This is a genomic window from Halomonas sp. GFAJ-1 (assembly GCA_002966495.1).
GTDB lineage: Bacteria > Pseudomonadota > Gammaproteobacteria > Pseudomonadales > Halomonadaceae > Vreelandella.
Genome location: CP016490.1, coordinates 3258496 through 3273453, shown reverse-complemented (window position 1 = coordinate 3273453; position 14958 = coordinate 3258496). Strand labels below are relative to the sequence as shown.

At 52.7% G+C, this 14958-nt stretch carries 9 protein-coding genes and 3 rRNA genes; 9 read left to right on the top strand and 3 right to left on the bottom strand.

The genetic code is table 11. From position 1 onward, the window contains the following. Positions 1 to 80: 80 nt before the first annotated feature. Complete coding sequence (locus BB497_14735) at positions 81 to 1268, bottom strand: acetyl-CoA acetyltransferase (GenBank protein ID AVI63877.1); 1188 nt, start codon at positions 1266 to 1268, stop codon at positions 81 to 83. 143 nt (positions 1269 to 1411) lie between these two features. Here BB497_14735 and BB497_14730 point away from each other — a divergent pair, with 143 nt between their 5' ends. The 8 genes from BB497_14730 (at position 1412) to BB497_14695 (ending at position 13550) form a co-directional block, all read left to right on the top strand. After that, a complete protein-coding gene (locus tag BB497_14730) occupies positions 1412 to 1975 on the top strand; it encodes a TetR family transcriptional regulator (protein AVI63876.1) in 564 nt (187 codons plus the stop codon). Positions 1976 to 2195: 220 nt separating this feature from the next. Beyond that, the gene (locus BB497_14725; protein ID AVI63875.1) at positions 2196 to 3866 is read left to right on the top strand and encodes an AMP-binding protein; all 1671 of its coding nucleotides are present in this window, start codon (positions 2196 to 2198) and stop codon (positions 3864 to 3866) included. A gap of 17 nt (positions 3867 to 3883) precedes the next feature. Then, entirely contained in the window at positions 3884 to 4651 is a 768-nt protein-coding gene (locus BB497_14720) for a 3-hydroxy-2-methylbutyryl-CoA dehydrogenase (GenBank protein ID AVI63874.1), read from the top strand. Positions 4652 to 4900: 249 nt separating this feature from the next. Further along, the gene (locus BB497_14715; protein ID AVI63873.1) at positions 4901 to 6706 is read left to right on the top strand and encodes an acyl-CoA dehydrogenase; all 1806 of its coding nucleotides are present in this window, start codon (positions 4901 to 4903) and stop codon (positions 6704 to 6706) included. Positions 6707 to 7347: 641 nt separating this feature from the next. Then, positions 7348 to 8885 (top strand): 16S ribosomal RNA (locus BB497_14710). A 297-nt stretch (positions 8886 to 9182) separates the two neighbouring features. Continuing rightward, positions 9183 to 12097: ribosomal RNA gene (locus tag BB497_14705) — 23S ribosomal RNA — on the top strand. A gap of 118 nt (positions 12098 to 12215) precedes the next feature. Continuing rightward, positions 12216 to 12331 (top strand): 5S ribosomal RNA (gene rrf, locus BB497_14700). The 16S, 23S and 5S rRNA genes sit together here, the layout of an rRNA operon. Before the next feature lie 151 nt (positions 12332 to 12482). Continuing rightward, positions 12483 to 13550 (top strand): 23S rRNA (cytidine(2498)-2'-O)-methyltransferase RlmM, encoded by a 1068-nt coding sequence (locus BB497_14695; GenBank protein AVI63872.1) that lies wholly within the window; start codon positions 12483 to 12485, stop codon positions 13548 to 13550. A 25-nt stretch (positions 13551 to 13575) separates the two neighbouring features. On the opposite strand, the gene BB497_14690 is transcribed toward BB497_14695, so the two are convergent. Next, positions 13576 to 13863, bottom strand: a complete 288-nt coding sequence (locus tag BB497_14690; GenBank protein ID AVI63871.1) for a hypothetical protein — start codon at positions 13861 to 13863, stop codon at positions 13576 to 13578. Positions 13864 to 13890: 27 nt separating this feature from the next. Here BB497_14690 and BB497_14685 point away from each other — a divergent pair, with 27 nt between their 5' ends. Further along, a complete protein-coding gene (locus BB497_14685; protein AVI63870.1) occupies positions 13891 to 14142 on the top strand; it encodes a tRNA 2-thiouridine(34) synthase TusA in 252 nt (83 codons plus the stop codon). 62 nt (positions 14143 to 14204) lie between these two features. Here the strand turns inward: BB497_14685 and BB497_14680 are convergent, their stop codons facing one another. Next, entirely contained in the window at positions 14205 to 14909 is a 705-nt protein-coding gene (locus BB497_14680; GenBank protein AVI63869.1) for a hypothetical protein, read from the bottom strand. Positions 14910 to 14958 lie beyond the last annotated feature (49 nt).

Below are 14958 nucleotides of genomic sequence, written 5' to 3'. Positions count from 1 at the left end.
AAGTAGTGAACGAAACGTCGATATCTGGCATTAACTTAATGATAGCGTGGCGCGCTGAGTAGCGCACCACGCATACGGGCTTAGTCGATCAGCTCAACAGCAACCGCTGTGGCTTCGCCACCGCCAATGCAAAGGCTGGCAATGCCGCGTTTGCCGCCCTTCGTGTGTAGGGCGTGGATAAGCGTTGCAATCACGCGTGAACCTGTTGAGCCAATCGGATGCCCCTGGGCGCAAGCGCCTCCAAACACATTTACTTTATCGTGAGGCAAACCAAGGTCATCCATGGCCATCAGCGTAACGACCGCGAATGCTTCGTTAATCTCAAAGAGATCAACGTCGTTAACGCCCCAGCCAAGCTTTTTCATCAGCTTTTCAATCGCCCCTACTGGCGCAATGGTAAATTCGCTTGGGTGGCGGGAGTGGGTGGTATGGCCGAGCATTTTAGCCAGCGGCTTCACGCCATGGCGCTTAGCGGCTTCGTGGCTGGCCAAAATAAGGGCTGATGCGCCGTCGGAAATTGAGCTGGCGTTGGCGGCAGTAATGGTGCCGTCTTTGGCAAACGCTGGGCGCAGCTGGCGGATTTTATCCAGCTTGGCTTGGAAGGGCTGTTCGTCATGCTCGACCAGCGTTTCACCTTGGCGGGTGGTTACTGTGACCGGTGCCATTTCGGCATTTAAGTGGCCACTGTTGGTGGCGTCCATTGCACGTTCAAGAGAGGCAATCGCGAAATCATCTAACCGTTCGCGGGTGTAGCCGCGCTCAGTTGCCACATCCTGGGCGAAAACGCCCATCAATTTGCCGGTTTCGGCATCTTCTAGGCCATCCAGGAACATGTGATCTTTTAGTTCGCCATGCCCTAAACGGTAACCGCCACGCGCTTTAGTAAGTACGTGGGGGGCGTTGGACATGGACTCCATGCCGCCTGCTAGAAGCACTTCTCCGGTGCCCGCTTTGATCAAATCGTGGGCTAGCATGGTGGCTTTCATGCCAGAACCACATAGTTTATTGATAGTGGTTGCGCCATTAGCGTCGGGAATGCCGGCCTGTCGCATGGCTTGGCGGGCTGGCCCTTGTTTTACACCGGCGGGCAGTACACACCCCATGATGCCCTCTTCGATAGCGGATGCTTCGATGCCTGCTCGTTCTATGGCGGCTCGTATCGCCACTGCCGCAAGCTCTGGGGCCGTCATACTTGATAGGCTACCCATCATGCCGCCCATGGGTGTGCGGGTAGCAGATAAAAATACAACCTCGGTGGCATTGCTCATTTGTTCATCTCCTAACAGCATTATTATGGTTGTCTTGCATTTGAATAATTAACTAAGTGCTAAGCGGTGCGTTGACCCATTAGCGGGGCTGTGGTCTTCTCCCCACTAACCAAGCAAGCGCTAGTGTGAGTGACATGAATGTAATGAATGCATCTCCCCGCCGCAAGGAATTGACACGTTTAGCGGCTCAGCTATTCGTCCAAGAGGGCTTTGATCGCACTACGGTGCGTATGCTGGCACAAGAAATGGGTATCAAGTCTGGCAGCCTGTTTCATCATTTTAAGGATAAGCAAGAAATCCTCGCCGCGGTGATAGAAGAGGGAACGCAAAATGCGTTAATCATCGCTAAAGCGGCCCTTAAGCAGTGCGAGGATGACCCCGAGGCGCGCTTACATGCCATGGCAAGGGCCCATTTGGAAACGCTTTTTGCTGACCGTAATGCACACGTTGTGGCGTTATTTGAGTGGCGGCGCTTAGACGCTGATTCACGGGCACATTTGAGCCATCTGCGTGATGCCTATGAGGAGCTATGGGTTGAAGTGATTGACGAAGCGCTAGCAGTGGGGCTTATCCATGGCGACCGCTTCTTTGTTTCTCGGTTTATTTTAGGAGCGCTGAACTGGACGGTGCGCTGGTACGACCCTGCCGGCCCGCGTACACCCGATGATTTAGCGGATGAATTGGTCGCGATGATTACGGCGCGTTAAGCGGTAAAACGCATAAACGGCGATTAATACACTTCCAGTCGACCAACGTCTAACCTGTTTACGACGCTGATTGCTTGCGCTCCTGCGCAAATGCTTTTAGCGTTAGTTTAATTGCAAGGTTTCCGTTAACGTAAACGGACAATAATAACGCGTAAAACTGGAACCCTGGCCTGTCTGTTTGCGAACAACTGCTCACGACTAACAACATAAGAGAGCCACCATGACAGCACCATCAGCCTCATTACCAACATACTCGACATTCCTGGAAAGCTTTTCGGTCGATGACATGATTGCCAGGCTAGATGACCAGCAAGATGGTCATTTTAATGCCTTTGAAGCCTGCTGTGGGCGGCACGTGCGCGCCGGGCGAGGAGACGTCTTAGCCCTTGTTCACGAGGACACTCACGGGCGCACGCACACGCTAAGCTATGCAGAGCTAGATGAGCAGAGTAGTAAGCTTGCTGGGTGGTTTCTCTCTCAGGGGTTGGGTGAGGGCGATCGTATCGCGTGTATGCTACCGCGCTCTGGGGCTCTGCTTGTGGCAGTGCTAGCTACATGGAGAATCGGTGCGGTCTATCAGCCGCTGTTTACCGCATTTGGCCCTGATGCGGTGGATTACCGCTTGGGCCGTGCCGATACCAAGCTGGTGATTACTGATCACGTTAACCGCTATAAGTTTGATGGGCTAAGCCAGCGTCCACCTGTGCTAGCCGTGGGCGGGGCCACCAATGAGCACGCTAATGACCATGATTGGCAGACTGCGTTGACGCATACGTCAATGAGCGATAAGCCGCCTCGACTTGCTCCTGAAAAACCTTTTCTGCAGATGTTTACCTCGGGCACGGTGGGCAAGCCAAAGGGCGTGGCGGTGCCGCTTTCGGGTATGACGGCCTTTGCTCTGTATATGGAGCTTGCCGTTGACCTTCGCGAAGACGACCGTTTTTGGAATATGGCAGACCCCGGCTGGGCATACGGGCTTTACTACGCCATTGCCGGACCGTTACTGCTAGGTGTTACTACGCATTTCTGCGAGGCGGGCTTCAGTGCGGAGGGAGCCTTGGCGTTTATGAAGCGCCACCATATTACCAACTTTGCGGCTGCACCTACCGCTTACCGCCTAATGAAAGCATCAGGACTGTTTGATAATGCTCATGAGACGCTGGAGCTTCGCGCGGCTAGCTCTGCCGGTGAGCCTCTTAATACCGAAGTCGTCACCTGGGTTGAAAAGTCCTTAGGTTGCCCGGTGATGGATCATTATGGTCAAACCGAAACCGGTATGACCTGTAATAACCACCACTCCCTTGATCATCCCAAGCATGTAGGGGCGATGGGCGTGCCAATGCCGGGCTACCGGCTGGCCATTTTAGACGCTGAATATAACGAGCTCCCCGCGGGTGAGCCGGGGGTGCTAGCGGTCGATATCGCAAACTCACCGGCGCACTTCTTTCAGGGTTACACCTGGCAAGAAAAAGATCCCTTTGTGAACGGTTACTACCTGACGGGGGATGTCGTTATCCGTAATGAAGACGGCTCGTTTCAGTTCGCGGGGCGCGATGACGACATCATTACCACCGCTGGATATCGGGTTGGCCCCACGGATGTGGAAAACAGCGTGATGACCCACCCTGCAGTGGCTGAGTCAGCGGCGGTTGGGCAGCCTGATGAAATCCGCGGTGAGGTGATTAAGTCTTTTATCGTGCTGCGTGAGGGGTATGAGGCGAGTGACTCCCTAGCCGAGGAGATTCGACAGCAAGTGCGTGATCGGTTATCGACCCACGCCTTTCCCCGGGTGATCGAGTTTGTCGATGAGCTACCTAAAACACCCAGCGGCAAAATTCAGCGCTTTAAACTTCGTGCTCAGGCTGCTGAGCAAACGCAGGCCGATAAATAATTAGAAGGAAATGCGTAATGCAGGTAAAGGATCGTACGTTTTTAATTACCGGGGCGGCGTCCGGCCTTGGGTCAGCCACTGCGGAGCGTCTGGTGGCCGCTGGGGCAAGCGTCGTGCTGTGTGATTTAAGTGATAGTGTTAATGCCCATGCTGAGCGACTAGGCAAAGGGGCCAAGGCTTGTTTGGCTGACATTACGTCTGCTGACCAGATGCAGAAGGCGGTAGACGAAGCAGTGGCGCTAGGCGGCGAAAGCGGGCTTTCGGGTGTTATTCACTGCGCTGGCGTCGTAAGCGTGGCCAAGCTGGTTGACCGAGAAGGAAACCCTGCAAATCTAGAAGACTATGCGAAAACCATCAATATTAATTTGGTGGGTACGTTTAACGTAATGCGATTGGCTGCGGCCGCTATGGCTCAAAACACGCCCAATGAGAGCGGTGAGCGCGGTGTTATTATTAATACAGCTTCCGTAGCCGCGTTTGATGGCCAGGTGGGTCAGTGTGCGTATAGTGCTTCTAAAGCGGGCGTAGTAGGGATGAGCCTACCTGCGGCAAGAGAGCTTTCGCGCCACGCTATACGGGTGATGGCAATTGCGCCGGGTGTTTTTGAAACACCGATGATGAGTGAAATCCCTGAAGAAGCAGCAAAATCGTTGGCAGCGGCGGTGCCTTTCCCCAAACGGTTAGGTAAACCTGACGAATTTGCTCAGCTTGCCGAGCAGATCATCACCAACCCGATGCTGAATGGGGAGGTTATTCGGTTAGACGGTGGTATACGCATGCAATAGTTTTTATCGGTTCTTAAGCCGTTTTAAAGCCTGCCAGCGCTCTGTTGGCAGGCTTTTCTTTTTTATTATCAACCGGTTAAATATGGTGCTACCAAAGTTGTAGGGGGTTTAGGGGTTAAATTCAAACGACCGCTTGACTATGTGGGGCGCGCGCGCTAACTTTCAAACATGTGTTTGAAAGCGGTTTTTGAGGCTTGTTGTTATTAAGGTTTCAAGTTGCTTTCAACCCCCTTGTTTAGGAGAAGTGATATGCCCAGCTATCAGGCACCCCTGCGTGATATACGTTTCGTTGCAGACGAAATGTTTGATTACCCCGCCCATTATGCAGCACTGAAAAACGGTGATGATGCCTCTCCGGATGTAGTGAATGCTATTTTGGAAGAGGGTGCGCGCTTTGCCCGTGAGGTGCTATTACCGCTTAACCAAAGTGGTGATGAAGAGGGGTGCTTGTTAGAGGGTGGCGAAGTTAAAGCGCCCAACGGTTTTAAAGAGGCTTATCAGCAGTACGTAGAAGGCGGCTGGCCTAGCTTAGCGGCTGATCCAGAGCAGGGTGGCCAAGGCTTGCCCCACTCGTTGGCTATGATGCTCTCTGAAATGATTTGTGCCACTAATTTGGCATGGGGTATGTATCCAGGGCTTTCTCACGGTGCCGCTGATGCTCTTAGGCACCACGGTACGGATGAGCAAAAAGCAACGTACCTAACCAAGCTTGTGGAAGGTGTCTGGACAGGCACTATGTGCCTTACCGAGCCGCACTGCGGTACCGACCTTGGGCTAATCAAAACGCGTGCTGTCCCCGCTGATAACGATGCCTACACAATTACCGGCACTAAAATTTTTATATCAGCTGGTGATCACAACCTAGCTGAAAACATTGTCCACCTTGTGCTGGCTAAGCTTCCTGACGCACCCGAAGGTTCAAAAGGCATTTCTCTGTTTGTGGTACCGAAGTTCCTTCCCGATGCTCAGAATAATCCTGGTGAGCGCAACGGTGTCAGCTGCGGCTCCCTTGAGCACAAAATGGGTATTCACGGTAACGCTACCTGTGTCATGAACTTTGATAGCGCCATCGGCTACTTAGTGGGGCCGCCTAATAAAGGCCTGGCGTGCATGTTCACCATGATGAACGCTGCTCGTCTTGGGGTGGGGATCCAGGGGCTAGGTCTGATGGAGGCCAGTTTCCAGAACTCACTAAGCTACGCTCGCGATCGCCTGCAAATGCGTGCGTTGTCTGGTGCTAAGGCGCCAGAAAAAGCAGCAGACCCGATTATCGTGCATCCCGATGTGCGTCGCATGCTCCTTACCCAGAAAGCCTTTTCTGAGGGCGGACGTATGCTGGTGCTCTACACCGCGCAAATGCTCGATACCGTTGAGCATGGGCAGCCGGGTGAAGAGCGTGATCGTGCCGAGACGTTGCTGGGTCTATTAACTCCTATTGTTAAAGCCTTCCTCACTGAAGTTGGTTTTGAGTGCACTAATGAGGGCGTCCAGGTATTTGGTGGTCACGGCTTCATTAAAGAGTGGGGCATGGAGCAGCTAGTGCGCGATGCCCGCATTACACGCCTCTATGAAGGTACCACGGGTATTCAGGCATTGGATCTGCTGGGTCGTAAAGTGCTGATGAGTCAGGGTGAGACGCTTAAAGTGTTCACCAAAGAGATTCATAAGTTCTGCAAGACCGAGGCGGACAATCCGGCCCTTAAAGAGTTTGTCGAGCCGTTAGCCAAGCTAAATGCCGAGTGGGGCGAGCTGACGATGGGCGTGGGCATGAAGGCGATGCAGGATCGTGAGGAAGTAGGCGCAGCAAGCGTTGATTACCTGATGTACTCAGGCTATGTCACATTGGCCTACCTGTTTGCCCTTGCCGCTAAAACAGCCTCCTCTTCTTTAGAGGGTGAAGACAAAGCGTTTTACGCGGCAAAGATGAGTACCGCACGCTTCTACTACCAGCGTCTGTTGCCGCGCACTAAAGCCCATGCGCAGATGATTCAATCAGGTGCGGGCAGTTTAATGGCTATCTCCAGTAATGACTTTGGCCTGGGCTTTGAAATTTAGCGGTTTCCTTGGGCCAATTTAACGTTTATCAGCCGGTGTTTTGTGGGCTGCTTTGAGTAGGCAAACATTTACATCGGTAACTGAGCACTCTCTGGTCAGGCGTTCTGATCGGTGGTTTGCGGTAGGCATTGTTTTTGAGCGTCGTTCTTAAGCGTCGTTCTTGAATATTGTCTGCCGCTTTTTTATTTCAGCTTATTTTCTAAAAGCCCTTGCCAAGACGGCGGCGAATCCGTAAAGTACGCATCCGCTGCCGGGGACGCCAAGCGTTACCAGCGGTGAATGAAGGTGAAAACCTTCGGTTTGTCAGTAGGTTAGAGCGGTTGTATGGCTCGCCTCGTTCGCTGAATCCAGTCATTGAAAATAGCGGTTGACAACCACCAGGAAATGCGTAGAATACGCCTTCCTCGCTGAGGCAAGCCAATTCAACGGCAAGCCAGTTATTAGCGAAACGCTCTTTAACAATTTGATCAGGTAATTCATGTGGGCGCTTGCCGATGAGGGTGATAAATCACCAAATATCAAGGCAAGCGGTCATGAAAACGTAAGTTTGAATGAATTCGTTTGAACCTTGAGCCAAGTTTGATGCGCTTTTGTTGCTTTCGGCTAGTCCTTAAGCAACGAGTAAGCATCACAATGATTTTAAACTGAAGAGTTTGATCATGGCTCAGATTGAACGCTGGCGGCAGGCCTAACACATGCAAGTCGAGCGGTAACAGATCTAGCTTGCTAGATGCTGACGAGCGGCGGACGGGTGAGTAATGCATAGGAATCTGCCCGATAGTGGGGGATAACCTGGGGAAACCCAGGCTAATACCGCATACGTCCTACGGGAGAAAGGGGGCTCCGGCTCCCGCTATTGGATGAGCCTATGTCGGATTAGCTAGTTGGTGAGGTAATGGCTCACCAAGGCAACGATCCGTAGCTGGTCTGAGAGGATGATCAGCCACATCGGGACTGAGACACGGCCCGAACTCCTACGGGAGGCAGCAGTGGGGAATATTGGACAATGGGCGAAAGCCTGATCCAGCCATGCCGCGTGTGTGAAGAAGGCCCTCGGGTTGTAAAGCACTTTCAGCGAGGAAGAACGCCTAGGGGTTAATACCCCCTAGGAAAGACATCACTCGCAGAAGAAGCACCGGCTAACTCCGTGCCAGCAGCCGCGGTAATACGGAGGGTGCAAGCGTTAATCGGAATTACTGGGCGTAAAGCGCGCGTAGGTGGCTTGATAAGCCGGTTGTGAAAGCCCCGGGCTCAACCTGGGAACGGCATCCGGAACTGTCAAGCTAGAGTGCAGGAGAGGAAGGTAGAATTCCCGGTGTAGCGGTGAAATGCGTAGAGATCGGGAGGAATACCAGTGGCGAAGGCGGCCTTCTGGACTGACACTGACACTGAGGTGCGAAAGCGTGGGTAGCAAACAGGATTAGATACCCTGGTAGTCCACGCCGTAAACGATGTCGACCAGCCGTTGGGTGCCTAGCGCACTTTGTGGCGAAGTTAACGCGATAAGTCGACCGCCTGGGGAGTACGGCCGCAAGGTTAAAACTCAAATGAATTGACGGGGGCCCGCACAAGCGGTGGAGCATGTGGTTTAATTCGATGCAACGCGAAGAACCTTACCTACTCTTGACATCCTGCGAACTTGTGAGAGATCACTTGGTGCCTTCGGGAACGCAGAGACAGGTGCTGCATGGCTGTCGTCAGCTCGTGTTGTGAAATGTTGGGTTAAGTCCCGTAACGAGCGCAACCCTTGTCCTTATTTGCCAGCACGTAATGGTGGGAACTCTAAGGAGACTGCCGGTGACAAACCGGAGGAAGGTGGGGACGACGTCAAGTCATCATGGCCCTTACGAGTAGGGCTACACACGTGCTACAATGGCCGGTACAAAGGGTTGCCAACTCGCGAGAGTGCGCTAATCCCGAAAAGCCGGTCTCAGTCCGGATCGGAGTCTGCAACTCGACTCCGTGAAGTCGGAATCGCTAGTAATCGTGAATCAGAATGTCACGGTGAATACGTTCCCGGGCCTTGTACACACCGCCCGTCACACCATGGGAGTGGACTGCACCAGAAGTGGTTAGCCTAACGCAAGAGGGCGATCACCACGGTGTGGTTCATGACTGGGGTGAAGTCGTAACAAGGTAGCCGTAGGGGAACCTGCGGCTGGATCACCTCCTTAAACGATGCATCACTCCTCGCGGTAAGCGCTCACAATGAATTACCTGATCAGAATGCTGTTGATGAGCAGTGATAAACGCTCTTTCACCTTAAAAAAGAAGAAAAGACCTTTCTTTTAGACCTTTCTTTTTCGTTTAACGTTGAAAACACGACCCGTTTATCACTGCTTATAGCAGTCGCTCTTTAACAATGTATATCATGCTGACATAAACGCTTCGTAGAAGTGTTTATACGTAATTGTTTTGTGATACGTCTCAAGCGTATCCGGCAATCGTTATTATTGCGAAATCCAGACTCCTTCGGGTTATAGGGTCAAGCAATTAAGCGCACACGGTGGATGCCTAGGCAGCCAGAGGCGATGAAAGACGTGGTAGCCTGCGATAAGGCTCGGCGAGGTGGCAAACAACCTTTGACCCGGGCATTTCTGAATGGGGAAACCCACTCATCATAAGATGAGTATCTTACGCTGAATATATAGGCGTAAGAGGCGAACCAGGGGAACTGAAACATCTAAGTACCCTGAGGAAAAGAAATCAACCGAGATTCCCCTAGTAGCGGCGAGCGAACGGGGACCAGCCCTTAAGCATGTGACTGATTAGACGAACGCGCTGGGAAGCGCGGCCGTAGCGGGTGATAGCCCCGTAGTCGAAAATCTGATCATGTGAAATCGAGTAGGTCGGGGCACGAGAAACCTTGACTGAAGACGGGGGGACCATCCTCCAAGGCTAAATACTCCTGGCTGACCGATAGTGAACCAGTACCGTGAGGGAAAGGCGAAAAGAACCCCGGAGAGGGGAGTGAAATAGATCCTGAAACCGTGTGCGTACAAGCAGTAGGAGCAGACTTGTTCTGTGACTGCGTACCTTTTGTATAATGGGTCAGCGACTTATATTCAGTGGCGAGGTTAACCGTTTAGGGGAGCCGTAGGGAAACCGAGTCTTAACTGGGCGACACAGTCGCTGGATATAGACCCGAAACCGAGCGATCTATCCATGAGCAGGGTGAAGGTTGAGTAACATCAACTGGAGGCCCGAACCAGGATCTGTTGAAAAAGATTTGGATGACTTGTGGATCGGAGTGAAAGGCTAATCAAGCTCGGAGATAGCTGGTTCTCCTCGAAAGCTATTTAGGTAGCGCCTCACGTATTACCGCCGGGGGTAGAGCACTGTTTCGGCTAGGGGGTCATCCCGACTTACCAACCCGAGGCAAACTCCGAATACCGGTGAGTATCAGCGTGGGAGACACACGGCGGGTGCTAACGTCCGTCGTGAAAAGGGAAACAACCCAGACCGTCAGCTAAGGTCCCCAAATCCTGGTTAAGTGGGAAACGATGTGGGAAGGCTCAGACAGCTAGGAGGTTGGCTTAGAAGCAGCCATCCTTTAAAGAAAGCGTAATAGCTCACTAGTCGAGTCGGCCTGCGCGGAAGATGTAACGGGGCTAAACCAGGTACCGAAGCTACGGGTGCATTCTTAGGAATGCGCGGTAGAGGAGCGTCGTGTAAGCCGATGAAGGTGAATTGAGAAGTTCGCTGGAGGTATCACGAGTGCGAATGCTGACATGAGTAACGATAAAGGGAGTGAAAAACTCCCTCGCCGGAAGACCAAGGGTTTCTGTTCGACGCTAATCGGAGCAGAGTGAGTCGGCCCCTAAGGCGAGGCCGAAAGGCGTAGTCGATGGGAAACGGGTCAATATTCCCGTACCGGACATGATTGCGATGGGGGGACGGAGAAGGCTAGGTGAGCCAGGCGTTGGTTGTCCTGGTGAAAGTGAGTAGGCCGAGGTGCTAGGAAAATCCGGCACCTTAAAGCCGAGACACGAGATGAACTGACCACGGTCAGGAAGTCACTGATGCCACGCTTCCAGGAAAAGCCTCTAAGCTTCAGATCATGTGCGACCGTACCCCAAACCGACACAGGTGGTCAGGGTGAGAATCCCAAGGCGCTTGAGAGAACTCGGGTGAAGGAACTAGGCAAAATGGTGCCGTAACTTCGGGAGAAGGCACGCCGGCGTAGGGTGATGAGACTTGCTCTCTAAGCCCGAACCGGTCGAAGATACCAGGTGGCTGCAACTGTTTAGTAAAAACACAGCACTCTGCTAACTCGTAAGAGGACGTATAGGGTGTGACGCCTGCCCGGTGCCGGAAGGTTAAATGATGGTGTTAGGCTTCGGCCGAAGCTCTTGATTGAAGCCCCGGTAAACGGCGGCCGTAACTATAACGGTCCTAAGGTAGCGAAATTCCTTGTCGGGTAAGTTCCGACCTGCACGAATGGCGTAATGATGGCCACGCTGTCTCCACCCGAGACTCAGTGAAATTGAAATCGCCGTGAAGATGCGGTGTACCCGCGGCTAGACGGAAAGACCCCGTGAACCTTTACTATAGCTTCACACTGGACGCTGATGTTGCCTGTGTAGGATAGCTGGGAGGCTTTGAAACCCGGACGCCAGTTCGGGTGGAGCCAACCTTGAAATACCAGCCTGGCATCATTGGCGTTCTCACTCAGGTCCGTTATCCGGATCGAGGACAGTGTGTGGTGGGTAGTTTGACTGGGGCGGTCTCCTCCCAAAGAGTAACGGAGGAGCACGAAGGTACCCTCAGCACGGTCGGACATCGTGCAGTGAGTGCAAGAGCATAAGGGTGCTTGACTGCGAGACAGACACGTCGAGCAGGTGCGAAAGCAGGTTCTAGTGATCCGGTGGTTCTGTATGGAAGGGCCATCGCTCAACGGATAAAAGGTACTCCGGGGATAACAGGCTGATACCGCCCAAGAGTTCACATCGACGGCGGTGTTTGGCACCTCGATGTCGGCTCATCACATCCTGGGGCTGAAGTCGGTCCCAAGGGTATGGCTGTTCGCCATTTAAAGTGGTACGCGAGCTGGGTTTAGAACGTCGTGAGACAGTTCGGTCCCTATCTGCCGTGGGCGTTGGATGTTTGAGAAGAGCTGCTCCTAGTACGAGAGGACCGGAGTGGACGACCCTCTGGTGTTCCGGTTGTCACGCCAGTGGCATTGCCGGGTAGCTATGGTCGGACAGGATAACCGCTGAAAGCATCTAAGCGGGAAGCCCCCTTCAAGATGAGACATCCCCGAGGACTTGATCCTCCTAAAGGGCCCAGCGAGACCAGCTGGTTGATAGGCACGGTGTGGAAGCGCTGCAAGGCGTTGAGCTAACGTGTACTAATGGCCCGTGAGGCTTGACCCTATAACACCCAAGGGGTCTGGTCGTAGTAATAACGAGAACCGGATACGCAGCAGCAAGCCAAGGCGCTTGCTGACAAGAGACGATCACAAAACACGTCATCGACGACATCAGCATGATATACATCGCCAGTTACGCCTGACGACCATAGCGAGCGTGAACCACCTGATCCCTTGCCGAACTCAGCAGTGAAACCGCTTAGCGCCGATGGTAGTGTGGGGTCTCCCCATGCGAGAGTAGGTCATCGTCAGGCACTTATTAAGAAAAGCCCCGAGCACACTGTGTTCGGGGCTTTTTGCTATGCGCTAAACAAAATAACCCCTGCTAGATAAGTGCTATGATGCGCTTTAATAATCAGTTAGATAACTATTTCAATTTTATTAGGTAAACATTGAGGTGAATAGGTGAGTGAAACGGTACCCACGTCGTGGCTGGTTTACTGCCGACCAGGTTTTGAAGGCGATGCGCTGTCAGAAATGCAGCACCACGCTAAACAGCAAGGTGTCTCCTGTGAGCCTGCGCAGGGGGAGGGGTGGGTGAGTTTGACACGTTTAGATGGAGAGCCGATCAATGACGTGCACCGCCAGGCTGCATTTAAGCGGCTTATTTTTGCACGCCAAAGCCTAGCTGCGCTGCCAGCGCTAACACTCTCTAGGGAAGATCGCTTGACCGCTATTCTGGATCAAGTGAAGGCAAGTCGGTGGAGCTTTGAAGAAATTTGGCATGAAACTCCCGATACCAATGATGGAAAAGCATTGGCAGGCTTGATTAAAGCGCTGACTAAGCCGTTGCAAAGCATGCTAAAAAAACGTGGTGCTCTGCGCGGTAAAGCCGGGGGGCGTCGGTTGCATATTTTTTGGACCGATGGCGATCGCGTTCAACTGGGCATGAGCTTCCCCGATAATCGGAGTGAACTGATTAACGGCATCCGTCGCTTGCGCTTCCCTTCTCGAGCGCCTAGCCGCTCAACGCTTAAGCTAGAAGAGGCGTGGCATGAGTTTATTCCTCGTGAGCAGTGGGATGACCGGCTCTCGGCACATATGCAGGCAGCAGATTTAGGGGCAGCCCCAGGTGGTTGGACCTGGCAGCTGGTTCAGCGGGGTATGTATGTTTACGCCATCGATAATGGGCCGATGGATAAATCGCTAATGGCGACTGGGCAGATTGATCATCTTAAAGAGGATGGCTTTAGCTGGGAGCCCCCTCAGCGGCTTGATTGGCTGGTATGCGATATTGTTGATAAACCTGTACGCGTGCTGGCAATGGTGGAGCGGTGGCTAACGCGTAAGTGGTGTCGCGAGGCGATTTTTAATCTTAAGTTACCCATGAAAAAGCGCTGGGATGAGGTGACTCGCTGCTTAACATCGTTGGAAGAGACGTTGGCGGAAGCGGGGGTGCGGGCTAACATTTCCTGTCGTCACCTCTACCATGATCGGGAAGAGGTGACGGTTCACGTAAGGTTAATTAATTAATGACTGGTCAAGCGAGCCGAGGACTTTAGTAGCCCGGCTCGTATACCCGAATGGTTTCATCTTCGGTTAATAGCGGTAAAATACGCTGCATGGCGTCTGCGCGGGCTTCGCTTGCATGCCACTCTTTCCAAGCGCGTAGATCACGCCATTTGGTAATCATTAGGCGCCGATCAGTATGGCCAAGCTCTACCAGTGTTTCTCCACCGACAAACCCTCTTACCCCAAGGGAAACGCGCATGGCTTCGCGTGCAGCTTGCTCAAATTCTTCTTCCAGGCCGGGCATAATACGCCTTTCAATGATTACTTTTATCATACTGTGGATTCCTAACCGAGAATATAAATGACTGTTAATACCGACGACACGCAAGCGTTTGACACATCGCTGGATACCACCGGGCTTTACTGCCCTGAGCCTATTATGCTGATGCATAACCAAGTGCGCGACATGGCGTCAGGACAAGTGCTTAAAGTGATAGCAACCGACCCCGCTACAACTCGAGATGTCCCTAAATTTTGTCAGTTTCTAGGGCACGAGCTGTTATCGCAGCGCGAGGAAACTGGCCACTATTTCTACTTTATCCGTTTAGCTTAAGTCTGTGGAGTTTAGCGAGGCCAGTGCCGACTAATGGTGGATAGCCTCGCCAAGCCGTTGATTTAATCGGCTTCCCCGTGAGGAACAACCATCATGGCTAATGCATCTAGTGTGGCGGGATCCTCTTCCATAATTTGGTTGGCGATATGCCGCTGAAAGAAGTACACCTTTTGATGGCGCAAATGCGCTTCATACAGGCACCTATCGCCAAGTAAGATTGGCGTCATGGTGGCCTTCTGCTCATCGGCCAGTAAAGCTTCTACGCTGCCATCGCTGTAGAGGCGCCATCCGTAAACGGCTTTCATGTGCCAAGGGGCATTAGAGTGGTTCATGCATAAAGCATGGGTGCCTAAGGTGTCAGGGAGTTGCTGAATAAGTGAAACCTCTTCTGAAGCTTCGTATTCAAAATAGCTTGCCGCCGCCGTTAGTTCGTCATATTTATGGTCGGGAGGGAGTTCGAATATCTCTTCGGTTTCGGGATCACGATAACCGATAAATAGGCCACTTTCATGGCTGTCTAAATCGTGGCAAGCCGCCAGTGATTCCATCCAGGGCACTAGTCCAACCACGCTACCGTCTTTGCGGAGGCCCCATGCCAATATCGGCAGGCCATAGTAGGTGTCGGGACTCGCAGCGAGCTGGTAAACCATCTCTAACCCATCTAGCTCAGGTGCTAGACGAATCAAACATTTTTGCGCCTGATGATGCTGACGCACGGTATCCAGGTCGATGACCTGGGCAGAGTGGGGTGACTGGGATGCGCCCATGGTGTCCCTCCTTGTGCTGCGTGGTCTCGACATTGGTGAGTTTTTTGCT

Coding starts and splice junctions, on each gene's coding strand:
- BB497_14735 (AVI63877.1), bottom strand. CDS start 1,268: ATGAGCAATGCCACCGAGGTTGTATTTTTATCTGCTACCCGCACACCC.
- BB497_14730 (AVI63876.1), top strand. CDS start 1,412: ATGAATGCATCTCCCCGCCGCAAGGAATTGACACGTTTAGCGGCTCAG.
- BB497_14725 (AVI63875.1), top strand. CDS start 2,196: ATGACAGCACCATCAGCCTCATTACCAACATACTCGACATTCCTGGAA.
- BB497_14720 (AVI63874.1), top strand. CDS start 3,884: ATGCAGGTAAAGGATCGTACGTTTTTAATTACCGGGGCGGCGTCCGGC.
- BB497_14715 (AVI63873.1), top strand. CDS start 4,901: ATGCCCAGCTATCAGGCACCCCTGCGTGATATACGTTTCGTTGCAGAC.
- BB497_14690 (AVI63871.1), bottom strand. CDS start 13,863: ATGATAAAAGTAATCATTGAAAGGCGTATTATGCCCGGCCTGGAAGAA.
- BB497_14685 (AVI63870.1), top strand. CDS start 13,891: ATGACTGTTAATACCGACGACACGCAAGCGTTTGACACATCGCTGGAT.
- BB497_14680 (AVI63869.1), bottom strand. CDS start 14,909: ATGGGCGCATCCCAGTCACCCCACTCTGCCCAGGTCATCGACCTGGAT.